The sequence below is a fragment of the Streptomyces sp. NPDC006335 genome, from assembly GCF_040612795.1.
Classification (GTDB): Bacteria; Actinomycetota; Actinomycetes; order Streptomycetales; family Streptomycetaceae; genus Streptomyces.
The window spans coordinates 312,081-334,021 of record NZ_JBEXQX010000008.1 but is presented as its reverse complement, the minus strand read 5'-3'; the positions used below and the strand labels follow the sequence as shown (position 1 = coordinate 334,021).

The window sequence follows — 21,941 nt, the reverse complement described above, 5'->3', positions numbered from 1 at the left end:
GGCAACTTCCAAGAAGGGCGATACGACGTGAGCGCCAGCGGCACCGCGACCGGCACGGTCGAGCACATGCTGCGCCAGGTGACCCCCGGGCGCTACGACGCATACGAGGCACTGCTGCGCGCCCTCGCGACCCCGAACAACGGCCAGATCTGGATGCTCCTGTGGCACGGCCAGGCCGGGTCCCCGGACGCCCAGTACGGAAACATGGAGGTCGACGGCTACGGCTACGCCCCCTGTGTGACCTCGGCCCAGGAGCTGAGCGCCAGTGGCTGGAACCGTTCGTACGAAGTGGTCGACGGCATCGACGTGGCCCGCACGCTCTACCCCGACCACTACGGCCTCTGGCTCAACCCGCACGCCCCCGGCGGCGGGGTCGGCATCCCCTGGCTCGACCTGCGCCGCATCGCGACCGGCCTGGAGCGCCAGCCCGCGGGGCCGCTCAGGCTGTCGGAACCCGGCATCGAGGTCCCCCAGTTCTACGCCCTGCTGGTGCAGAACGCCCACCGCACCCCGGCGGTCCGCTCGCTGCGCCGTGCCTGGGTCCAGCCGGCGCTCGGGGCGCCGTATCTCGCCATCGGTCTGGACGTGTACGACACCAGCCCCTCGGCGGTGGACTCGGTGCGCGCGATGATGCAGCAGTCCATCGGCGCCGTCCCGGAGGGGCTGCCGGTGTCGACCGTGGCGATGTCCGACGAGTACGACCCGGTGGCGCTGTGGATGCGCGCCGGTGCTCGTCCGTTCTACGACCGCGAGGCCCACGGATCCCCGGCCCAGGCGCCGGCGGCCGGGTACGGCTACCCGCCGGCCCGTGGCGGTTACTGAGAGCGATGACCACCCGTTCGGCTCGTTTACGTAACAGCCACATTTCTTCGCGCGTAGATACCGGCGGATCATCACGAACGTCGCCTATTGTGCCGTTTTGTCCCAACTGACATGCGTCCGAGGGGCGTTACCCGCTGTTCGGATAACGGAATCCCTCGTACTGCATCACGGTTACGCATACTTTCTTCGCCAGGCCTGGCGGGTGATCGCAGCGAAGCTGAAGACTCCCCAGGCAGACGCAGGATCAGCCGATCCTGTGAGCTGAGCAAGTCGACAAAGCCGTAATCCACGGCAGGTGTAGGCCGGTCACCACCGGCGAGAGGGGTCGGGTCACTGTGACCGCACCGATCGAGACCACCGGGGCGCAGGCCGAGGCGCAGCCGGAGGCTGTCCTCGTCGGCGCCGACAAGGGGCAGATCGAGGGCCGTTCCCTGGGGCAGATCGCCTGGTCCCGGTTCAAGAAGGACAAGGTGGCGGTCGCCGGTGGTGTGATCGTCATCCTGCTGATCCTGCTCGCGGTGCTCTCCCGGCCCATCCAGGCCATGTTCGGCCTGGACCCGAACGCCCTGCACCAGGATCTGATCGACCCGAACACCTCGCTGCCCAAGGGCGACTTCGGCGGCATGAGCTGGGACCACCCGCTCGGTGTGGAGCCGAAGTTCGGCCGCGACATCGCCACCCGCATCCTCGAGGGCTCCTGGGTCTCACTGGTCGTCGCCTTCGGCGCCACGATCCTGTCCAACACGATCGGCGCCGTGCTCGGCGTGGTCGCCGGCTACTACGGCGGCCGGGTCGACACGATCATCAGCCGGCTGATGGACACCTTCCTGGCGTTCCCCCTGCTGCTGTTCGCCATCGCCATCTCGGCCACGCTCCAGGGCGGTGCCTTCGGGCTGGAGGGTCTGCCGCTGCACATCAGCGTGCTGATCTTCGTCATCGGTTTCTTCAACTGGCCCTACCTGGGCCGCATCGTGCGCGGTCAGACGCTGGCCCTGCGTGAGCGGGAGTTCGTCGACGCCTCGCGCGGGATGGGGGCCAAGGGCCCGTACATCCTCTTCCGGGAACTGCTGCCGAACCTCGTCGGCCCGATCATCGTCTACTCGACGCTGCTCATCCCGACCAACATCCTCTTCGAGGCTTCGCTGAGCTTCCTCGGCGTCGGCATCCAGCCTCCCCAGGCCTCCTGGGGCGGCATGCTCAACCAGGCCGTCGACTTCTACCAGGTCGACCCGCAGTTCATGATCGTGCCTGGTCTGGCCATCTTCGTGACCGTCCTGGCGTTCAACCTGCTCGGTGACGGTCTCCGCGACGCTCTCGACCCCCGCAGCCGCTGACCCGCGACCGCGGTGAGAGTCCACAAGATTTCCGACAATTGAAGGGGAAGCAGACCATCATGCGAAGGTCAGCGCTGGCCGCAGTGGCGGCCATCGGCAGTGCGAGCCTGTTGCTCTCGGCTTGCAGCAAGGCCGATGACAACGGTGGAGACGGGAACAAGTCGGCTGGGGCCAACGCAGCGACCAAGGGTGTCGTCAACGCCTCCACCCAGAAGGGTGGGACGGTCACGTACGAGTACTCCGACGTCCCGGACTCCTTCGACCCCGGCAACACGTACTACGCCTACATGTACAACCTCAGCCGGCTGTACGCCCGCCCGCTGATGACCTTCAAGCCCGGTCCGGGCGAGGAGGGCAACACGCTGGTCCCGGACCTCGCCGAGAAGGCGGGCGAGCCGAGCGACGGTGGCAAGACGTGGACGTACAAGATCCGCTCCGGTCTGAAGTACCAGGACGGCACGCCGATCACCTCGAAGGACGTCAAGTACGCCGTCGAGCGCTCCAACTTCGCGCGTGACGTGCTCTCGCTCGGCCCGAACTACTTCCAGCAGTTCATGCAGGGCGGCAAGGAGTACAAGGGCCCCTACAAGGACAAGAGCGCCGAGGGCCTGAAGTCCATCGAGACGCCGGACGACACCACGATCGTCTTCAAGCTCAACCGTCCCTTCCAGGAGTTCGACTACCTGGTCGCGACGCCGCAGACGGCTCCGGTGCCGAAGGCCAAGGACACCGGCATCGACTACGTCAAGAGCATCGTGTCCTCGGGCTCGTACAAGTTCCAGAGCTACGACGAGGGCAAGCAGGCCGTCCTCGTCAAGAACGAGAACTGGGACCCGAAGACCGACCCGCTGCGCAAGCAGTACCCGGACAAGATCGTCGTCAAGCTGAAGGTCAACGCCGAGACGATCGACCAGGACGTCCAGGCCGGTGAGGCGATCGACCTCGGCGGTACCGGTGTCCAGGCCGCGACCCAGGCGAAGGTCGTCAACGACGCCAACCTGAAGGCCAACACGGACAACACCTACGGTGGCCGTCTGGTCTACATGGCGATCAACAACCAGGTCGCGCCGTTCGACAAGGTCGAGTGCCGCAAGGCCGTCGAGTACGCCGTCGACAAGGTCTCCGTGCAGACCGCCGAGGGCGGCCCGATCCGCGGTGACATCGCCACGACCGTCCTGCCGCCGGACATCACCGGCTACCAGAAGGCCGACGTCTACGCGACCGACGGCAACAAGGGTGACGTCGCCAAGGCCAAGGAGCAGCTGAAGGCCTGCGGCAAGACGACGATCAACACCAACATCTCGGCGCGCAGCGACCGCCCGCAGGAGATCGACGCGGCCACCGCGATCATCGCCTCGCTGAAGAAGGTCGGCATCAACGCCAGCCTGAAGCAGTACCCGTCGGGCAAGTACTTCACCGACTACGCGGGTGTTCCGTCCTTCGACAAGAAGCAGAACATCGGCCTGCACATGATGCAGTGGGGTGCCGACTGGAACTCCGGCTACGGCTTCCTCCAGCAGATCCTGCACGGTGACGCGATCGGCGCGTCCGGCAACACCAACCTCTCGTATCTGAACGACAAGCAGATCAACGAGATGCTGGAGAAGGCCATCGCCACCGAGGACGACACCGCGCGCAACGCCCTGTACGCGCAGATCGACAAGCGTGCGATGGACCTGGCGGCGCTCGTCCCGCTGACCTACTTCAAGGTCCTGCTGTACCGCCCCACGGGCTTCACCAACCTGGTGTCCACGGCGGCCTTCAGCGGTCAGTACGACTACCTCAACATCGGCACGACCAAGAAGTAGCCCCGGAAGGCAGGTGAAGGCATTGGTGCCCGTGGGCCTCGCGGCCCGCGGGCACCAGCGCCGGTCCCCGTGATCTCGTACATCCTCCGTCGGACGTTCGCGGCAGTGATCCTGCTGCTGGTCGTCACCGCGGTCACCTTCGCGATCTTCTTCCTGCTGCCGCGGATGGCCGGCCAGACCGCCGACCAGCTCGCGCAGCAGTACATCGGAAAGAGTCCGACGAAGGCAGACATCGCCGCGGTCAAGCAGAACCTCGGTCTGGACGAGCCCCTGTATGCCCAGTACTGGCACTTCATCAAGGGGATCGTGTCCGGCGCCACCTACAACCTGGGCCCCACGACGGCGCACTGTGACGCGCCGTGCTTCGGCTACTCCTTCAAGAACCACGTGGCGGTCTGGCCGCAGCTCACCTCGCGCCTGCCGGTGACCGTCTCGCTGGCCGCCGGTGCCGCCGTGCTCTGGCTGGTCTCCGGCGTCGTCATCGGCGTCATCTCCGCCCTCAAGCCCCGCAGCTTCTTCGACCGCACCTTCATGGGCGTCGCGCTCGCCGGTGTCTCGCTGCCCATGTTCTTCACGGGCAACCTGGCCCTGCTGCTCTTCACCTACCAGTGGCCGATCTTCGGGCGGACCTATGTGCCGTTCACCGAGAACCCGGCCCAGTGGGCCAACACGCTCTTCCCGGCCTGGTGCTCGCTCGCCCTGCTGTACTCCGCCATCTACGCGCGGCTGACCCGCTCGGGCATGCTGGAGACGATGAACGAGGACTTCATCCGCACGGCCCGCGCCAAGGGCCTGCGGGAGCGCAACGTGGTGGCCCGGCACGGGCTGCGCGCCGCGCTGACCCCGATCATCACCGTCTTCGGCATGGACCTGGGCCTGCTGCTCGGCGGTGCCGTGATCACCGAGACCGTGTTCTCGCTGCCCGGCATCGGCCAGTACGCGGTGCAGGGCATCACCGACAACGACCTGCCCCCGATTCTCGGCGTCACCCTGCTCGCCGCCTTCTTCGTCGTGATCGCAAATCTCCTGGTGGACCTGTTGTACGCCGCCGCCGACCCGCGCGTGAGGCTCTCGTGACCGAACTCTCCAAGACCGGTGCCGCCCTGGGCGAGCCGGCTCCGGGGAACGCCCCCGACGCCTTCCTCGCGGTCCGCGACCTCAAGGTGCACTTCCCGACCGACGACGGCCTGGTCAAGTCCGTCGACGGGCTCAGCTTCCAGGTGGAGAAGGGCAAGACCCTCTGCATCGTGGGCGAGTCGGGCTCCGGCAAGTCCGTCACCTCGCTGGCGATCATGGGCCTGCACCGGCTCGGCGCGCGCGGCAAGAACGTCCAGATGTCCGGCGAGATCTGGCTGGACGGCAAGGAACTGGTCTCCGCCGACCCGGACGAGGTGCGCCGGCTGCGCGGCCGCGAGATGGCGATGATCTTCCAGGACCCGCTGTCCGCGATGCACCCGTACTACACGATCGGCAACCAGATCGTGGAGGCGTACCGGGTCCACAACGACGTCAGCAAGAAGGTCGCGCGCAAGCGCGCCGTCGAGATGCTCGACCGGGTCGGCATCCCCGAGCCGGACAAGCGCGTGGACGGTTACCCGCACGAGTTCTCCGGCGGCATGCGCCAGCGCGCGATGATCGCCATGGCGCTCGTCAACAACCCCGAGCTGCTGATCGCGGACGAGCCGACGACCGCCCTCGACGTCACCGTCCAGGCGCAGATCCTCGACCTGATCCGGGACCTGCAGAAGGAGTTCGGCTCCGCGGTCGTCCTCATCACCCACGACCTGGGTGTGGTCGCCGAGATCGCCGACGACGTCCTCGTGATGTACGGCGGCCGGTGCGTGGAGCGCGGCAGCGTCGACGACGTCTTCGAGCGGCCGCAGCACCCGTACACCTGGGGTCTGCTGGGTTCGATGCCGCGCATCGACCGGGAGACCTCCGAGCGGCTCATCCCCGTCAAGGGCCAGCCGCCGAGCCTCATCAACGTCCCCTCGGGCTGCGCCTTCCACCCCCGCTGCCCGTACGCGGACATCCCCAAGGGCGATGTCACCCGTACCGTGCGCCCGGAGCTCCAGCAGGTCGGCGGCGGGCACTTCTCCGCCTGCCACCTCTCGCCGGAGGACCGCACGCGGATCTGGACCGAAGAGATTGCGCCGAAGCTGTGAGTGAGACGAAGAAAACCGACGTCGCTCCGGAAGAGCGTGAGGTCCTCCTCAAGGTCGAGGGGCTCCAGAAGCACTTCCCGATCCGCAAGGGCGTCCTCCAGCGCCAGGTCGGCGCGGTCAAGGCGGTCGACGGCATCGACTTCGAGGTGCGCAAGGGCGAGACCCTCGGCGTGGTCGGCGAGTCGGGCTGCGGCAAGTCGACCATGGGCCGGGTCATCACCCGCCTCCAGGACCCGACCGGCGGCTCGATCCACTTCGAGGGCCAGGACATCACGCGGCTGAACGCGGCCGGGATGCGTCCGTTGCGGCGGGACATCCAGATGATCTTCCAGGACCCGTACGGCTCCCTGAACCCCCGGCACACCATCGGCGGCATCGTCTCGGCGCCCTTCCGGCTCCAGGGCGTGGAGCCCGAGGGCGGGGTCAAGCGGGAGGTCCAGCGCCTCCTGGAGCTGGTGGGCCTGAGCCCCGAGCACTACAACCGCTACCCGCACGAGTTCTCCGGCGGTCAGCGCCAGCGCATCGGCATCGCCCGCGCGCTGGCCCTGAAGCCCAAGCTGGTGGTGGCGGACGAGCCGGTGTCGGCGCTCGACGTGTCGATCCAGGCGCAGGTCGTGAACCTGATGGACGACCTCCAGGAGGAGCTCGGCCTCACGTACGTGATCATCGCGCACGACCTGTCCGTCGTCCGCCACGTCTCGGACCGCATCGCGGTGATGTACCTCGGCAAGATCGTCGAACTCGCCGACCGCACCTCGCTGTACGAGGCGCCGATGCACCCGTACACCAAGGCCCTGATGTCGGCGGTCCCGGTGCCGGACCCCAAGCGCCGCGGCGCCAAGTCCGAGCGCATCCTGCTGCGCGGCGACGTCCCGTCCCCGATCTCCCCGCCCTCCGGCTGCCGTTTCCACACGCGCTGCTGGAAGGCCACGGAGATCTGCAAGACGACGGAGCCCCAGCTGATCGAGCTGCGCCCCGGCCAGCGCGTTGCCTGCCACCACCCCGAGAACTTCGCGGACCAGGCCCCGCAGGACACCGTGCTCCTGTCGGCGGCCAAGGAGGCGGCCGCGCTGGTCGCCGAGGAGGTCCTGGCCGAGTCGGCGGAGACGTCGGCGGCGGTCGCGGCGGAGGTGGCTTCGCCGAAGACCGGGGTTGTCGTGGAGCCCGACACCTCCGCGGAAGTGCCCGAGAAGCCCGAGGTCAAGACCACGAAGACGGGCCTCGGCGCCAAGACCACGGACGAGTCCACCGACTCAGGGGCGCGGGGCGGTGTTGAATCTGCGGCTACCGCCTCGGGGGCGCGACCGGCCCCCACCGACCCGCAGCCGACCGAAGAACCGGAAGCCAGCCGTCAGGAGTCAACCGACAAGTAACGCATGACGAGTTGGCAAAGTCATGCACATGCCCGAACGGGGGAGTGAAGAGTCGTCCGTGTCCGACTTATCGGCACACGCTCGAAGGGACGACTCATGAAACTCTCCCGTTCGGCACGCTTAGGGGCCGTCGCGACCGCGGCGGCCTCTTTCTTCGTCATCGCCGCTTCCCCCGGCCCGAACCCGGGCGCACCGGGAGTCGGCGACCCCTACTTCCCGAACCTCGGCAACGGCGGCTTCGACGCCCGCCACTACACCCTCGACGTGGCGTACGACCCGGGCACCGACCGCCTGGACGGCCGTACGACACTCACCGCCCGTGCCACCCAGAACCTCTCGTCCTTCGACCTGGATCTCCAGAAGTTGGAGGTCACGCGGGTCGAAGTGAACGGCAGACAGGCCCGGTTCACGCGCGACGGCGACGAGATCCGCATCACCCCGCGTCAATTCCTGCGCAAGAGCCGCGACTTCACGGTGGTCGTCACCTACGGCGGGATACCGGAGCCCCTCAACGGCCCCATCGTCTTCGGCTCCGACTACGGCTGGATGAAGACCCCCGACGGAGTCTTCGTCGCCTGTGAACCCAACGCCGCCTCCACCTGGTTCCCGTCCAGCGACCACCCCTCGGACAAGGCCACCTACGACATCCGCATCAGGACGCCGAAGGGCCTGACCGCGGTCTCCAACGGCCGGCTCGTGTCGACGTACGACAAGGGCGGCTCGACGTACACCCACTGGCGCGAGAAGAAGCCGATGGCGACCTACCTCGCCACCGCCACCATCGGGAAGTTCGACGTCCGCACCGGGAGGACCCCCGGTGGCATCCCCATCTACACGGCCATCGACCCGGTGCTGGAGAACAGCAACAACGTCGACGTGTACGGGGTCACCGCCGAGGCCACCGACTACTGGTCGCAGGTCTTCGGGCCCTATCCCTTCGAGGAGACCGGGGCGATCGTCGACGACATGCCGCAGGCCGGGTTCTCGCTGGAGGTGCAGACCAAGCCGGTCTACTCGGCCGTCCGCAACGAGACGACGATCGTGCACGAGCTGGCCCACCAGTGGTTCGGCGACAGCGTCTCGGTCGCGCACTGGAAGGACATCTGGCTCAACGAGGGCTTCGCCACCTACTCCCAGTGGCTGTGGGCCGAGCACAAGGGCACCCGCAGCGCCCACGACTCCTTCGTCGCCGGCTACGACTCCCGCCCCGCCGACAGCCCCTTCTGGCAGATCACCGTCGGCGACCCGCAGCGCGACACGATGTTCGCCTCCGCCGTCTACCAGCGCGGCGCGATGACCCTCCAGGTGCTGCGCGAGCGCATCGGCGACAAGGCGTTCTTCAGGCTGCTGCCCACCTGGACGAAGCTCCACCGCTACGGCAACGCGAACACCGCCGACTTCATCCGCCTCGCCGAGAAGGTCAGCGGACAGCAGCTCGACGACCTGTTCCGGACCTGGCTCTTCACGACGGGCAAACCCGCCCGGTAAAAGCCGTTGCGCAAGAATGCGGTGTGCTCCAGCAACTGTTCAGTCCCTCCGTCCAGCACACGCTCGACCTCGTCGGCATCTTCGTGTTCGCGATCTCCGGCGCGCTGCTGGCCGTCCGCAAGAACTTCGACGTCTTCGGCATCGCCGTCCTCGCCGAGGTCACCGCGCTGGGCGGAGGGCTCTTCCGGGACCTGATCATCGGCGCGGTGCCGCCCGCCGCCTTCACGGACCTGGGCTACTTCATCACCCCGCTGCTCGCCGCCCTCCTGGTCTTCTTCCTGCACCCGCACGTGGAGCGCATCCAGGCCGGCGTGAACGTCTTCGACGCGGCCGGCCTCGGCCTCTTCTGCGTCGCCGGGACGACGAAGGCGTACGAGTACGGGCTCGGCCTCACCCAGTCCGCCACCCTCGGCCTCGCCACCGCGGTCGGCGGCGGTGTGCTCAGGGACGTGCTCGCCAACGAGGTGCCCTCGCTGCTGCGCTGGGACCGCGACCTGTACGCGGTCCCGGCGATCGTCGGCGCCACCATGGTCGTCCTGTGCATCCGCTACGACGTCCTCAGCCCGTTCACGAGCGGGCTCGCGGCCCTCACGGCTTTCGTACTGCGCCTGCTCGCGATGCGGTTCCACTGGCGAGCTCCGCGGGCGTGGAACCGCCGGTCGACCGTGCGTGAGGAGTAGCGCCCGCCCGGCCGTGCAGCAGCCCCATCTCCTCGGTCAGCCAGCGGAACGCCGGGACCACCTGCGGCTTCCACAGCGCCATGTTGTGGCCGCCGGCGCTCTTCGGGATGTAGACCACGTGCACGGTCGTCGGGGCCTTCGCGACCTGTGCGAGGCCGGTGGCCGCCTCGTAGCCGTCGCCCGGCTGGCCGGACTGGTAGAGCGCGACGGCGGGCGGGGTGCGGGCGTCGCGCAGCAGCACGTAGGGGTTGTTGGCGCGGCGCAGGGCGGGGGTCTCGGCGGCCAGCGAGTTGCGTTCGCCGATCGGGTCGTTGTAGCCGGACATGCTGACCGCGGCCCGGTAGCGGTCGGGGTGCGCGACGGCGAGCTTGGTCGCGCAGTGCCCGCCCGCCGAGTACCCGGCCACCGCCCAGCCCGCCGGGCCGGACTGGGCACGGAAGTTGTCCGTGACCATCTTCGGCACGTCGACGCTGAGCCAGGTGTCGGCGTTGACCGTGCCCGTGATGTTGGCGCACCCGGTGTCGACCCCGGCCAGCAGGTTCATGCGCGGGGCGACCAGGATGAACGGCGCCACCCTGCCGTCCCGCATCAGCGGCTGGAGCTGGTTGACCGCGTGCAGCGACCCGAACCAGGCCTTCGCCGAGCCCGGATAGCCCGACAGCAGCTCCGCCACGGGGAACTTGTGGTGCCGGTAGGCGGGTTCGCCGTACTGCGGGGGCAGCCAGACGTAGACCTCGGCGTTCACCCCTGAGACACGGCCCTTGAGCTGGGTGACCCGCACGCCCTTCATGCCGGGTCCGGAGACGTCGGTGAAGTGCTGCCTCACCTTGGGCAACCGTTTCAGCGAGATCCCGCCGGTGCCGTCGGCGCCCAGGTTCGCCGCCTCCTGGACGTGATCGCCGGTGCCGAGCAGGTCGGCCCAGCTGTCGTAGAGGTTGTTCTGGTTGTTGACCAGCACGAAGACGAGGGCTACGGCTGTGCCCTGGGCGAACAGCACCATCACCACACGGGCGACGGCGCGTGCGATCCGGGGCCCCCGCAGCCGCGACCACAGGGCCAGCGGAAGCACGACGGCGACGACGGACAGCACGATCAGCGTGTAGAGGAACGCGGTCCCGGTGAGGCTCATGTCCCTGTAGAGGGGGAAGCGGAGGCGGGGGTTTACGGACGAGTACGGACGCTTACCGAGAAATAGCGCGGGTCTCACCTGGGGTGATCCGGTAAGGAACCAGGGAAAGCTACCGCTTAGTAGTTAGCTGTTGTACCGTTCATGCATGCCAGAAGCAGCCTTCGTCACGCGTGCCACGATCGGTGACAGCGAGTTCGACCGGGACACCGCGGTCACCCGCCGCGCCCCCGGCGTCTACGACATCGACCTCTCCGCGGGCTGGACGATCATCAGCGCCGTCAACGGCGGCTACCTCCTGGCCGTCCTGGGCCGCGCCCTGGCGGACGCCCTCCCGCACGCCGACCCGTTCACCATCTCCGCGCACTACCTGACCGCGTCCCAGCCCGGACCGGCGGTGATCCGCACGGACGTCGTCCGCACCGGCCGCACCCTCTCCACCGGCCAGGCCTCGCTCTTCCAGTACGACGACGAGGGCAAGGAGGTCGAACGCATCCGCGTCCTCGCCTCCTACGGCGACCTCGACTCCCTCCCCGACGACGTCCGTACGACGGCGAGGCCGCCCGCCTTCCCGCCCATGGACCAGTGCTTCGGCCCCGAGGACGCTGCATCCGATATCCGACCGCTGTCGGGTGGCGCCCCCTTGGAGGGCAGCTCCGCCATCACCGACCGGCTGATGCTCAAGCTGGACCCGTCGACCCTCGGCTGGGCCCTCGGCGCGCCCTCCGGCAAGGGCGAGATGCGGTCCTGGTTCGGGCTCGCCGACGGCCGGGACGCCGACCCCCTCTCCCTGCTCCTCGCGGTGGACGCGCTCCCGCCCACGGCCTTCGAGATCGGCCTCAAGGGCTGGGTCCCCACGGTCGAGCTGACCGTGCACGTCAGGTGCCGCCCGGCCCCGGGCCCCCTCCGGGTCTCCATCACCACCCGCAACCTCGCCGGCGGTTTCCTGGAGGAGGACGCCGAGGTCTGGGACAGCGAGGACCGACTGGTCGCGCAGTCACGGCAGTTGGCGAGGGCGAGGCTCGGGTAAGAGGCCCGCCGGGGCAACCGGGATCCTGGTGCGGTGAAGTCCGATCGTCTGCTGTCGATCCTGCTGCTCCTGCAGACCCGCGGCCGGGTGCCCGCGCACGAGCTCGCCACCCGGCTGGAGGTGTCCGTGCGCACCATCTACCGGGACGTGGAGTCCCTGTCCGCCGCCGGCGTGCCCGTCTACGCCGAGCGCGGCAGGCACGGTGGCATCGAACTCCTCGCCGGCTTCCGCACGGACGTCACCGGCCTGACCGCCGACGAGTCCCGGGCCCTGTTCATCCTGGCCGCCCAGGGCGCCCACGCGGCCCTCGGACTGGACTCCGCCCTCGGCTCGGCGCTGCGCAAGGTCATGGCCGCGCTGCCCGCCCCGCACCGCCCGGCCGCCGAGGCCACCTCCCGCCGCATCCTGGTCGACGCCACCCGCTGGAAGGGCGGACCGCAGCGGTCCGTGGACCTGGTGGCCCTTCAGGACGCCGTCTTCGCCGACCGCCGACTGCGGCTGCGCTACCGGCACAGCGGGGAGCGCGAGACACGGACGTACACCGTCGACCCGTACGGTCTCGTCGCCAAAGCGGGTGTCTGGTACCTGGTCGCCGACCGGCGCGGCCTGCCGCGGCTGTTCCGTGCCGACCGGGTGCACTCCGCGGCGGTGCTGGACGCCCCCGTCAGACGACGGCCCGGCGTCGAACTCGCCGACGTCTGGGAGGTGTTGCGCCGCAAGGTCGAGCAACACCCCGGCGGCATCGACGTCACCGTCCGGGTCCGCCGTGACCGACTCGACCTGTTCTCGCGGCTGATGGCCCCGTATCTGTCCGAACTCCCCGAGGACGACGGCGAGAACGCGTGGGTGACGGCCCGGCTCTCCTTCGGTGTGGTCGGCGAGGCCCGCCAACTCCTGCAGTTCTCCGACCGGGTGGAGGTCCTCTCGCCGCCCGAGGTGCGCGAGGAGGTGGCCCGCGCGGCCGCCTCTGTCACGGATCTGTACCAGCGGCCAGGTGGCGGTCCCCGCGGAACCCCAGCTCAAAAGGGCTGCTTTAGCGGCGCTTTGCCGTCCGCACAGGCGGGGGACAGGCCGGCCCCAACGAAGGCCCAGGGGCCGTTGCGAGAGTTCCCGGCCTCAGGACTTCCTCATCCTCCCTGGAGCTGTCTCTCATGAAGCGTGTGCGTCTCCTCCCCGCCGTGGCCCTGCTGGCGCTCTCGCCCCTCGCTCTGGCGGCCTGCGGCTCGGGCGACTCGTCGTCGACCTCGACCGGCGGCGACTCCGGGCAGCAGCAGAACTGTCAGGCGCCCACCGGGAACGCCTCCGGGATGCCGAGCGGTGCTCCCTCGGGCGCCCCCACCGGCAACGCGAGCGCACGACCGTCCGGCGCCCCCGGCGGCGACCCCTCGGGAATGCCGAGCGGCGGCCCCGGCGGCGGCCGGGCCGGTCAAGGCGGTCAAGGCGGCCCCGGCGGCGGCATGGGCGGCTGCGGCGGTCCCGGCGGCGCGGGCGGTGCGGCCCCGAGCGGCGCACCCAGCGGTGCGCCGAGCGTGGCGGCGAGCGCCACGGCGACGAAGAGCTGACATGGCGTAGGACGCCGTACGACAGGGGCGGTACTCCCGGTGACGGGGGTGCCGCCCCTGTGGGTCGCCTCGCCCCGAACAGGCCTAATCCAGCCAGTGTTCGCGGCCGATGCTGATCAGCCGCATCTGGCGCTCCGCCACCTGGCAGACGCGGTCCCGCTCCTCCGCGGGTGCCTCCAGGGCCTCCAGGAACAGGGAGGCCGTGATGAGCATCTGGTCGACGTAGAGGTTGGCCAGCATCAGCAGGTCGTCGTCGCTCCAGCCGCCGGACACCGGGTCCTTGGCCAGCTCGTCCTTCACCTCCTGCCCGAACCGGGCCAGTTGGTCGCGGATGGCCTCCCGGACCGGCTGGACGCCGCCATGTCGTTCCCGGGCGATGAAACGGACATGAGCGGGGTACGCGTCCACATGGCCGGCGATCAACTCGATGGCGCGCTTGATGCGTTGGCCGTGGTCGTCGGCCGTGGACACCGTCGTCCGGATCATCGGGTGCAGGCTGCCCAACGCCTCCTCGACCAGGGCCACCCCGAGGTCCGCGGTGGAGCGGAAGTGCCGGTAGAAGGCGGTCGGCGCGACGCCGACCGCGCGCGTGACCTCGCGCAGGCCCAGGCTGCTCAGGCTCTGCTCCTCCAGCAGACCCAACGCCGCGTCCAGGAGCGCCTGTCGGGTCTTCTGCTTCTGTGCCTGCCGGATGCCGAGGGTGTGACTCATGTCATCCAGTTAACAACTGTTCTCCGTAATTGGAAAGCCGTACGACACGCTAGACTCTGGAGTCAGTGAACAACTGTAACCACAACTGTTCACCCAAACGTAACGACAGCCGAATCGGAGGGGGATCCGTCCCATGCTGTTCCTCGTCGCCGCACTCATGCTGCTCGGCGTCGTCCTGGGCACCGTCGCCCACGCGCCGCTCAGCTTCACCGCCGTCGCCGCCGTCGTGATCGCCGCCTGGCTGGGCGTCTTCGCGATCCGCGAGCGCCACGCCCGCCGCCGCACCCCGTCCCACTGACCGCCGCCCCGCCGTCCCCAGGAGCACTGATCACCATGCAGCTCACCGCGCAGGCCAACCCCCGTACCGGCGCCCGCGACGCCGACGGCATGGCCGTGGCGTCCTTCGTCCTCGGCCTCCTCGGCCTTCTGGTCCTCAACGTCTTCCTGGGCCCGATCGCCATCGTCCTGGCCTCGGTGGCCCTGTGGCGCGGCACCGCCCGCCGCGGCCGCGCCTACCTGGGCCTCGGCCTCGGCGTGGCCGACCTCCTGGTCCTGGTGGCCTTCATGCAGTTCGACAGCACGCCGTCCTGGAGCTTCTGAGGCCGTCGGGACCGGCCGGTCCTGGCCTGAGGGCGCGCATCCGCGCCCCGTAGAATCGGCGTCACCATGGCATACCTCGACCACGCCGCGACCACCCCGATGCTCCCCGAGGCGGTCGAGGCACTCACCGCGCACCTCGGCGCCACCGGCAACGCCTCCTCCCTGCACGCCTCCGGCCGCGGGGCCCGCCGCACGGTCGAGGAATCCCGCGAGACCCTCGCCGAGGCGCTCGGCGCCCGGCCCAGCGAGATCGTCTTCACCTCCGGCGGCACGGAGGCCGACAACCTCGCCGTGAAGGGCCTGTACTGGTCCCGGCGCGACGCGGACCCCGCAAGGACGCGGGTTCTCGCGAGCCCGGTCGAGCACCACGCCGTCCTCGACGCCGTGGACTGGCTCGGCGAACACGAGGGCGCCACCGTCGAGTACCTCCCCGTCGACAAGCACGGCCGGGTCCACCCCGACGCCCTGCGCGAGGCCATCGCCCAGAATCCCGCCGACGTCGCCCTGGCCACGGTCATGTGGGCCAACAACGAGATCGGCACCGTCCTGCCGGTCCGCGAACTCGCCGACGTCGCCGCCGAGTTCGGCGTCCCGCTGCACGCCGACGCGGTCCAGGCCTTCGGTCAGGTCCCCGTCGACTTCGCCGCCTCCGGCCTCGCCGCGATGACGGTGTCGGGCCACAAGATCGGCGGCCCGTACGGCATCGGCGCACTCGTCCTCGGCCGTGAGTGGACCCCCGTCCCCGTCCTGCACGGCGGCGGCCAGGAGCGCCACGTCCGCTCCGGCACCCTCGACGTCCCAGCCATCGCCTCCTTCGCGGTGGCCGGCCGCCTCGCCGCCGAACAGCGCGCGTGGTTCGCCACGGAGATCGGCGCCCTGCGCGACTCCCTGGTCGAGGCGGTCCGTACGGCGGTCCCGGACGCGATCCTCGGCGGCGACCCGGCGCCGGGCGGCCGCCTCCCGGCCAACGCCCACTTCACCTTCCCCGGCTGCGAGGGCGACTCCCTGCTCCTGCTCCTGGACGCCCAGGGCATCGAGTGCTCCACCGGCTCCGCCTGCACCGCCGGTGTCGCCCAGCCCAGCCACGTCCTGCTGGCCACCGGCACCGACCCCGACCTGGCCCGCGGCACCCTGCGCTTCTCCCTCGGCCACACCTCCACCGAGGCGGACGTGGAAGCGGTCGCGAAGGCCATCGGCCCGGTGGTGGAACGCGCCCGCGCGGCGGGGCTGACGTAACGCCCGGGCAGCGGGACACTCCGGGCGTGAACCTCGCATCCCAGGTATGCGCCCTGATCGCGGCCCTGACCCACCTCGTCGTCGGAACGCTCGAGCGCTTCTTCTACGACCGCACGGCCGTCCGCGTCTTCCTCACCACGTCTCCCGCCGACGCCCCCGAGGTCACCCTGTGGCGCTCGGGAGTCGCCGTCTACAACCTGCTCCTCGGGCTCGGCCTGGTCGCCGGGGTCGTCGCGCTCCACACCGGTGAACCCACCGCGGGCCGCACCCTGATCCTCTACCTCTGCGCGTCCCTCATCGCCTCCGCGCTCGCCTTCGCCGCCTCGTTCCCGCGGCTGTGGCGCGGCGCCCTGGGGCAGGGGGTACCGCCCGCGCTGGCGCTGCTGGCCGCGGCTCTCCTGTGACGCCGAGGGTCTCGGACCCCGCCGGACGTCCCCGCTAGGCGGAGGTCGTACGCGCCGCTTTCACCAGCTTCATGTACCGGTCCCAGTCCCAGTGTTCGCCCGGGTCCGTGTGGTCCGTCCCCGGCACCTCCACATGCCCGATGACGTGCTCGCGGTCGACGGGGATGTCGTACCGCGCGCATATCCGGGCCGTGAGCCGCGCCGAGGCCGCGTACATCGCGTCCGTGAAGTCCTCGGGCCGGTCCACGAAACCCTCGTGCTCGATGCCCACACTGCGTTCGTTGTAGGCGCGGTTGCCCGCGTGGTACGCCACGTCCAGCTCGCGGATCATCTGCGTGATGTGCCCGTCCTTGCGGACGACGTAGTGCGCGGCCGCCCCGTGCCCCGGGTCCTGGAACACCTTCACCGCGCTGGCGAAACTGCCCTGCGTGACATGGATGACCACCATGTCTATGCCGTAGTCGTCGGGCCGGTCCGCGCGCCGCCAGTTCGCGTCGGAGGCCGCCACCCACTGCGCGCCGCCGAAGTCCACCGCGCCCTCGACCCGCGGTTTCTCCACGCCCGGCGCCCGCCACCACAGCCGCGCCAGCTCGTCCCGGGCCAGCACCGCCGAGCCCACCGCGGCCGCCGCCCCGCCGATGAGCAGGGCGCGGCGACCGATGCGCCGGTCGCCGTCCTCGGATGCCTCTTTCGCCCCCATGTGATCGTCAACGGATACTCGTGGGTTTCGGTTCCCGCGCCCCCGTACCCTGGAAGGGTTATGACTGACACCACGCAGCGCCCCCTTCGCGTTCTCGCCGCCATGTCCGGAGGAGTGGACTCCGCCGTCGCCGCCGCCCGTGCCGCCGAAGCCGGCCACGACGTGACCGGCGTCCACCTCGCACTCTCCGCGAACCCGCAATCGTTCCGCACGGGCGCGCGTGGCTGTTGCACCATCGAGGACTCGCGCGACGCCCGCCGCGCCGCCGACGTCATCGGCATCCCGTTCTACGTCTGGGACCTCGCCGACCGCTTCCGCGAGGACGTCGTCGAGGACTTCGTCGCCGAGTACGAGGCCGGCCGCACCCCCAACCCCTGCCTGCGCTGCAACGAGAAGATCAAGTTCGCCGCGCTGCTCGACAAGGCGCTGGCGCTGGGCTTCGACGCGGTGTGCACCGGCCACTACGCGAAGGTCCTGGTGGGCGAGGACGGCTCGCGGGAACTGCACCGCGCCTCCGACATGGCCAAGGACCAGTCGTACGTCCTCGGCGTGCTGGACGAGAAGCAGTTGGCGCACGCCCTGTTCCCGCTCGGCGACACCGTCACCACCAAGGACGAGATCCGCGCCGAGGCCGAGCGCCGTGGCCTCGCGGTCGCCAAGAAGCCCGACTCGCACGACATCTGCTTCATCGCCGACGGCGACACCCAGGGCTTCCTCGCCTCGCGTCTCGGCAAGGCGGAGGGCGACATCGTCGACGAGTCGGGCGCGAAGGTCGGCACCCACGAGGGCGCGTACGGCTTCACGATCGGCCAGCGCAAGGGGCTGCGCATCGGCACCCCGGCCGCCGACGGCAAGCCGCGCTACGTCCTGGACATCTCGCCGGTGAACAACACGGTGACGGTCGGCCCGGCCGCCGCCCTGGACGTGACCGCCCTGAGCGCCATCAAGCCCCGCTGGTGCGGCGCGGCCCCAGTCGGCCCCGGCACCTACACGGCCCAGCTCCGCGCCCACGGCGGCGAGACCGAGGTCACCGCTGAGCTCGTGGACGGGGAGCTGCGGGTGTCCTTCACCGAGCCGGTCCGCGGGGTCGCCCCCGGCCAGGCGATCGTCCTGTACGACGACACCCGCGTGGTGGGCTCGGCGACGATCGCGAGCACGGTACGGGCGACGGCGGGCGTGGCCTGACGGTCCGGCGCACGCGCCGGTGGCCCGGCCGGGTGGCCCCTCAGTCCGCGAAGAACTCCGCCAGGGCCGGCGCCAGGGCGGTCGGGTCGACCATGTGAGTCTGGCCCTCCAGTTCGCGGTACGAACCCTTCGGGGCCGCCTCCGCGACAGCCCGCGTGCCCTCGCGCATCCACTCGGGGCTCGCGCCGCCCGCGACGGCCAGTACCGGGACCGTGATCGAGGCCAGCCGGTCGCTGGGGACCAGACCGCCGGCCATCACCGCGTTGTCGTAGGCGAGCGTCGGGGCGACCGCCTCCATGCCGGGCCACATGGGGGACTGGCGGGCGCCCCGGATCATCTCCTCGCCCATTCCGGTGAGCCGCAGGAACAGCTCCACCGCGTCCCCGCGCCGCCCCTCGGAGAGCGCCGCGTCGAGGTTCCGGGTGTACTGGGCGTTCCCCTCGGCGCCGCCGTCCAGGAAGTCGGCGTACGGCGTCTCGTACACGGCGACCTTGCGCACCGGCAGTCCGCTCGCCGCGGCCTCCAGGACCAGGGCACCGCCCGAGGAGATCCCGCACAGGCATGCCTCGCCGCCCGCCGCCTCGATGAGCGCGGCGAGGTCCTCGACCTCACGGGCCACCGCGTAGGGGGCCGTGTCGCCGCTCCCACCGCGGCCGCGGCGGTCGTACACGAGGACGTCGAACCGCTCGGACAGCGGCACGGCCAGTGGTGCCACCGTGCCGCCCGTGGACATCGCGCCGCTGACGAGGATGACCGCCGGGCCCTGCCCGGTGCGTTCGTACGCGATCGGTGTGCCGTCGCGCGAGAGAGTCTTCTTGTCCATGCCTGAGGAGACTGCCGCACGGCGGCGAAGTCATCGGTCAGGACACGTCGACCTCGTAGAAACAGAGGTGGTCCTTGATCTCGGCGACGGCGGGCTTCGGTTCGGGATAGGACCACACCAGGTCGGGCGCGTCCGGCAGCGACCAATAGGACGCGGTGCCCTTGAACGGGCAGTAGGTGTGGGTGTCGGAGGGGGTCAGCAGGTCGAGCCTTACGTCCTCGGCGGGGAGGTAGTACCGCGGGGGACAGCCCGTCTCGCGCAGCACGAGGGGCCGTTCGCTCTCCGCGAGGACCTGCTCGCCGTGCACCACGCGCACGTGCTGGTCGACCTGCTCGATGGTGATCGTGTGTCCTTCGGCCATACCGGAAGAGCGCCCGCGGGGCCCCGGTTCTTCCCGCGTACGGTGACCTCATGCGAATCTGCGTCTTCCTCTCCGCCGCCGACCTCGACGACCGTTACACGCGCCCCGCGCGGGAGTTCGCGAAGCTGCTGGGCAAGGGCGGGCACACCCTGGTGTGGGGCGGCTCGGACGTGGGCCTGATGAAGGTCGTCGCGGACGGTGTCCAGGAGGCGGGCGGACGGCTCGTCGGGGTCTCCGTGGAGTTCCTGGCCGCCAAGGTCCGCCCCGGCGTCGACGAGATGGTGATCGCGAAGGACCTCGCCGAACGCAAGAAGCTGCTCCTGGAGAAGGCCGACGGCGTGGTGATCATGGTGGGCGGCACCGGCACCCTCGACGAGGCGACCGAGATCCTGGAGCTGAAGAAGCACGGCCACACCGAGAAGCCGGTCGTCCTGCTCAACACGGCGGGCTTCTACGACGGGTTGAAGGAGCAGTTCCGGCGCATGGAGGACGAGGGCTTCCTGCCCCGCCCGCTCACCGACCTGGTGTTCTTCGCGGAGGAGCCGGTGGGGGCGCTGGCTTATCTGGAGGAGTCCCTCGGTACCCCGTGACGCCGTGATGCGAGCATGGCGGCATGGCTACACATGTGATCACCGGAGCGGGCTCCGGCATCGGCGCGGCGGTGGCCCGGCGACTGCACGCGCGCGGGGACGAACTCGTGCTGCACGCGCGTGACGCGGGCCGCGCGAAGGAGCTGGCGGCACAGTTCGACGGCGCGCGGACCCTGGTCGGGGACCTGGCCGACCCCGACAAGCTGAGCTGGGCCTTCTCCCACCAGACGCTGCCGGACCGGGTGGACTCCCTGCTGCACGTCGCGGGCGTGGTCGACCTCGGCCCGGTCGGCGACCTGACCCCGAAGTCCTGGCGCCACCAGCTGAACGTCAACCTGATCGCCCCGGCCGAGCTGACCCGCCACTTCCTGCCCCAGCTCCGGGCGACGCGGGGTCACGTGGTCTTCGTGAACTCGGGCGCGGGCCTCGCCGCCCACGCCGACTGGTCCGCGTACGCGGCCTCCAAGCACGGCCTGAAGGCCCTGGCGGACTCGCTGCGCCACGAGGAGCACGGCAACGGCGTCCGCGTCACCTCGGTCTACCCCGGCCGCACGGCGAGCCCCATGCAGGCCAAGGTCCACCAGCAAGAGGGCAAGGAGTACGACCCGGCGCGGTGGATCGACCCCGAGTCGGTCGCCACGACGATCCTGACGGCGATCGATCTCCCCCGGGACGCGGAGATCAACGACCTGACGGTGCGTCCGGGGCGCTGAGGACTTTCCTTCGCCCCCGCCGCCCCTACCCGTCCCGTCACCCGGGGGCTCCGCCCCCGTCGACCCCCGCTCCTCAAACGACGGAGGGGCTGGTTCAGCCCGTCCGGCGTTTGACGACGAGGCCCCTTCAGGGCCGATGGGGGTCTGGGGGCGCAGCCCCCAGGGACGGAACGGGTAGGGGCGGCGGGGCGAGAACACCCTCGCCACGACCTACGTAGGCTTCACACGTGACCGCAGACTTCACCTTCGCCCCCGCCACCGGCATCGGCTCCCTCCCCGGCGGCGACGCCCGGGAGGCCGCCAAGGCCGCCACCGGCTCCTTCGAGGACTTCCCGTTCCTGCCGGAACTGCCCGCCCGCGGCCCCGGCGCCGACATGATCGGCCGTACCGCCGGGATGCTCGTCGAGCTGTACGCGCGCGTGGAGCCCAGCGGCTGGCGGATCGGGGACCGGCCGGGCCGGGACACCAAGCGGGCGCGGTCCTGGCTGGGGGAGGACCTCGACGCGCTGGAGGAGTTCACCCAGGGGTACGAGGGGCAGGTCAAGGTGCAGGCCGTCGGGCCGTGGACGCTCGCCGCCGCGCTGGAGCTGCGGAACGGCGAGGTCGCCCTCTCCGACCCCGGCGCCTGCCGGGACCTGGCCGCCTCGCTCGCGGAGGGGCTGAGGCTGCACCTGGAGGAGGTCGGGCGTCGCGTTCCCGGCGCGCGGATCGTGCTCCAGCTCGACGAGCCCTCCCTCATCGCCGTGCTCCGGGGACAGGTCAGGTCCGCCAGCGGCTACCGGACCCACCGGGCCGTGGACCGGCAGGTCGTCGAGGCCACGTTGCGCGACGTCGTCGGGGTTCACGGGGGCGGTCCCGTCGTGGTCCACTCGTGCGCACCGGACGTCCCCTTCGCCCTGCTGCGGAGGGCGGGCGCGGCGGCGGTCTCCTTCGACTTCTCGCTCCTCACCGAGCGTGACGACGACGCGATCGGCGAGGCGGTGGAAGGGGGCACGAGGCTCTTCGCCGGTGTCGTACCGGGCACGGACACGGCATTGTCAGACCCTGCCGGTAGCGTCATGGGTGTCAGGACGCTGTGGCGCAGGCTGGGGCTGCATCCGGGACTTCTCGCGGAGGCGGTCACGGTCACTCCGTCGTGCGGACTCGCGGGGGCCTCCCCGGGGTACGCGCGCAAGGCGCTCGCCCACTGCGCCCAGGCGGCGAGATCCCTCGCGGACAACCCAGAGTAAC

Annotated in this window: 24 protein-coding genes; 19 read left to right on the top strand and 5 right to left on the bottom strand. The window is 70.3% G+C overall.

Features of this window, described 5'->3' with window-relative positions; translation table 11 throughout:
• The first annotated feature begins 27 nt into the window (after window positions 1–27).
• The 8 genes from ABZ098_RS24015 (at window position 28) to ABZ098_RS23980 (ending at window position 9,670) form a co-directional block, all read left to right on the top strand.
• Window positions 28–822 carry an enhanced serine sensitivity protein SseB C-terminal domain-containing protein gene (locus tag ABZ098_RS24015; RefSeq protein ID WP_356594296.1) on the top strand — a complete coding sequence of 265 codons (795 nt, stop codon included), beginning with the start codon at window positions 28–30 and terminating at the stop codon, window positions 820–822.
• A gap of 335 nt (window positions 823–1,157) precedes the next feature.
• Window positions 1,158–2,156 carry an ABC transporter permease gene (locus ABZ098_RS24010; RefSeq protein ID WP_356594294.1) on the top strand — a complete coding sequence of 333 codons (999 nt, stop codon included), beginning with the start codon at window positions 1,158–1,160 and terminating at the stop codon, window positions 2,154–2,156.
• Window positions 2,157–2,215: 59 nt separating this feature from the next.
• The gene (locus ABZ098_RS24005) at window positions 2,216–3,964 is read left to right on the top strand and encodes an ABC transporter substrate-binding protein (RefSeq protein ID WP_356594292.1); all 1,749 of its coding nucleotides are present in this window, start codon (window positions 2,216–2,218) and stop codon (window positions 3,962–3,964) included.
• 69 nt (window positions 3,965–4,033) lie between these two features.
• The gene (locus ABZ098_RS24000) at window positions 4,034–5,041 is read left to right on the top strand and encodes an ABC transporter permease (RefSeq protein WP_356594290.1); all 1,008 of its coding nucleotides are present in this window, start codon (window positions 4,034–4,036) and stop codon (window positions 5,039–5,041) included.
• Complete coding sequence (locus ABZ098_RS23995) at window positions 5,038–6,129, top strand: ABC transporter ATP-binding protein (RefSeq protein ID WP_356594288.1); 1,092 nt, start codon at window positions 5,038–5,040, stop codon at window positions 6,127–6,129. Before ABZ098_RS24000 ends, ABZ098_RS23995 begins: the two co-directional genes overlap by 4 nt.
• Window positions 6,126–7,502, top strand: a complete 1,377-nt coding sequence (locus tag ABZ098_RS23990) for a dipeptide ABC transporter ATP-binding protein (protein ID WP_356594286.1) — start codon at window positions 6,126–6,128, stop codon at window positions 7,500–7,502. Before ABZ098_RS23995 ends, ABZ098_RS23990 begins: the two co-directional genes overlap by 4 nt.
• Before the next feature lie 96 nt (window positions 7,503–7,598).
• The gene (locus tag ABZ098_RS23985) at window positions 7,599–8,990 is read left to right on the top strand and encodes a M1 family metallopeptidase (protein ID WP_356594284.1); all 1,392 of its coding nucleotides are present in this window, start codon (window positions 7,599–7,601) and stop codon (window positions 8,988–8,990) included.
• Window positions 8,991–9,013: 23 nt separating this feature from the next.
• The gene (locus tag ABZ098_RS23980; protein WP_356594282.1) at window positions 9,014–9,670 is read left to right on the top strand and encodes a trimeric intracellular cation channel family protein; all 657 of its coding nucleotides are present in this window, start codon (window positions 9,014–9,016) and stop codon (window positions 9,668–9,670) included.
• Here ABZ098_RS23980 and ABZ098_RS23975 read toward each other — a convergent pair.
• Window positions 9,579–10,799 carry an alpha/beta hydrolase-fold protein gene (locus tag ABZ098_RS23975; RefSeq protein ID WP_356594280.1) on the bottom strand — a complete coding sequence of 407 codons (1,221 nt, stop codon included), beginning with the start codon at window positions 10,797–10,799 and terminating at the stop codon, window positions 9,579–9,581. The genes ABZ098_RS23980 and ABZ098_RS23975 overlap by 92 nt on opposite strands.
• 145 nt (window positions 10,800–10,944) lie before the next feature.
• Here ABZ098_RS23975 and ABZ098_RS23970 point away from each other — a divergent pair, with 145 nt between their 5' ends.
• The 3 genes from ABZ098_RS23970 to ABZ098_RS23960 are packed head-to-tail and all read left to right on the top strand — an operon-like array spanning window position 10,945 to window position 13,388.
• Entirely contained in the window at window positions 10,945–11,826 is an 882-nt protein-coding gene (locus ABZ098_RS23970) for a thioesterase family protein (protein WP_356594278.1), read from the top strand.
• 33 nt (window positions 11,827–11,859) lie between these two features.
• Window positions 11,860–12,981: a YafY family protein gene (locus ABZ098_RS23965; RefSeq protein WP_356594276.1), complete on the top strand. Its 1,122-nt coding sequence runs from the start codon at window positions 11,860–11,862 to the stop codon at window positions 12,979–12,981.
• Window positions 12,978–13,388: a hypothetical protein gene (locus ABZ098_RS23960; protein WP_356594274.1), complete on the top strand. Its 411-nt coding sequence runs from the start codon at window positions 12,978–12,980 to the stop codon at window positions 13,386–13,388. The genes ABZ098_RS23965 and ABZ098_RS23960 overlap by 4 nt, the downstream gene beginning before the upstream one ends.
• A gap of 84 nt (window positions 13,389–13,472) precedes the next feature.
• Here the strand turns inward: ABZ098_RS23960 and ABZ098_RS23955 are convergent, their stop codons facing one another.
• Window positions 13,473–14,099, bottom strand: coding sequence for a TetR family transcriptional regulator (locus tag ABZ098_RS23955; RefSeq protein ID WP_356594272.1), 627 nt, complete (start codon window positions 14,097–14,099; stop codon window positions 13,473–13,475).
• 133 nt (window positions 14,100–14,232) lie between these two features.
• Here ABZ098_RS23955 and ABZ098_RS23950 point away from each other — a divergent pair, with 133 nt between their 5' ends.
• The 4 genes from ABZ098_RS23950 to ABZ098_RS23935 all read left to right on the top strand — a co-directional run bounded on the left by ABZ098_RS23950 (window position 14,233) and on the right by ABZ098_RS23935 (window position 16,339).
• Complete coding sequence (locus tag ABZ098_RS23950; RefSeq protein ID WP_356594270.1) at window positions 14,233–14,397, top strand: hypothetical protein; 165 nt, start codon at window positions 14,233–14,235, stop codon at window positions 14,395–14,397.
• Window positions 14,398–14,432: 35 nt separating this feature from the next.
• The gene (locus ABZ098_RS23945) at window positions 14,433–14,699 is read left to right on the top strand and encodes a DUF4190 domain-containing protein (protein WP_356594268.1); all 267 of its coding nucleotides are present in this window, start codon (window positions 14,433–14,435) and stop codon (window positions 14,697–14,699) included.
• 66 nt (window positions 14,700–14,765) lie between these two features.
• Window positions 14,766–15,935 carry a cysteine desulfurase family protein gene (locus ABZ098_RS23940; protein WP_356594266.1) on the top strand — a complete coding sequence of 390 codons (1,170 nt, stop codon included), beginning with the start codon at window positions 14,766–14,768 and terminating at the stop codon, window positions 15,933–15,935.
• A 26-nt stretch (window positions 15,936–15,961) separates the two neighbouring features.
• A complete protein-coding gene (locus ABZ098_RS23935; protein WP_356594264.1) occupies window positions 15,962–16,339 on the top strand; it encodes a DUF1304 family protein in 378 nt (125 codons plus the stop codon).
• 34 nt (window positions 16,340–16,373) lie between these two features.
• Here ABZ098_RS23935 and ABZ098_RS23930 read toward each other — a convergent pair whose 3' ends face one another.
• Window positions 16,374–17,039 carry an N-acetylmuramoyl-L-alanine amidase gene (locus ABZ098_RS23930; RefSeq protein WP_356594262.1) on the bottom strand — a complete coding sequence of 222 codons (666 nt, stop codon included), beginning with the start codon at window positions 17,037–17,039 and terminating at the stop codon, window positions 16,374–16,376.
• 60 nt (window positions 17,040–17,099) lie between these two features.
• On the opposite strand from ABZ098_RS23930, the gene mnmA reads away from it, so the two are divergent.
• Window positions 17,100–18,224: a tRNA 2-thiouridine(34) synthase MnmA gene (gene mnmA / locus ABZ098_RS23925; protein ID WP_356594260.1), complete on the top strand. Its 1,125-nt coding sequence runs from the start codon at window positions 17,100–17,102 to the stop codon at window positions 18,222–18,224.
• 40 nt (window positions 18,225–18,264) lie between these two features.
• Here mnmA and ABZ098_RS23920 read toward each other — a convergent pair whose 3' ends face one another.
• The gene (locus ABZ098_RS23920) at window positions 18,265–19,047 is read right to left on the bottom strand and encodes an alpha/beta hydrolase (RefSeq protein ID WP_356594258.1); all 783 of its coding nucleotides are present in this window, start codon (window positions 19,045–19,047) and stop codon (window positions 18,265–18,267) included.
• Window positions 19,048–19,084: 37 nt separating this feature from the next.
• Window positions 19,085–19,408, bottom strand: coding sequence for a DUF427 domain-containing protein (locus tag ABZ098_RS23915; RefSeq protein ID WP_356594256.1), 324 nt, complete (start codon window positions 19,406–19,408; stop codon window positions 19,085–19,087).
• A gap of 50 nt (window positions 19,409–19,458) precedes the next feature.
• On the opposite strand from ABZ098_RS23915, the gene ABZ098_RS23910 reads away from it, so the two are divergent.
• The 3 genes from ABZ098_RS23910 to ABZ098_RS23900 all read left to right on the top strand — a co-directional run bounded on the left by ABZ098_RS23910 (window position 19,459) and on the right by ABZ098_RS23900 (window position 21,940).
• The gene (locus tag ABZ098_RS23910) at window positions 19,459–19,998 is read left to right on the top strand and encodes a TIGR00730 family Rossman fold protein (RefSeq protein ID WP_356594254.1); all 540 of its coding nucleotides are present in this window, start codon (window positions 19,459–19,461) and stop codon (window positions 19,996–19,998) included.
• Between the two features lie 23 nt (window positions 19,999–20,021).
• Window positions 20,022–20,711 (top strand): SDR family oxidoreductase, encoded by a 690-nt coding sequence (locus ABZ098_RS23905; RefSeq protein ID WP_356594252.1) that lies wholly within the window; start codon window positions 20,022–20,024, stop codon window positions 20,709–20,711.
• A gap of 227 nt (window positions 20,712–20,938) precedes the next feature.
• On the top strand, window positions 20,939–21,940 hold the full coding sequence (locus ABZ098_RS23900; protein ID WP_356594250.1) for a methionine synthase: 1,002 nt from the start codon (window positions 20,939–20,941) through the stop codon (window positions 21,938–21,940).
• Window position 21,941: the final 1 nt, after the last annotated feature.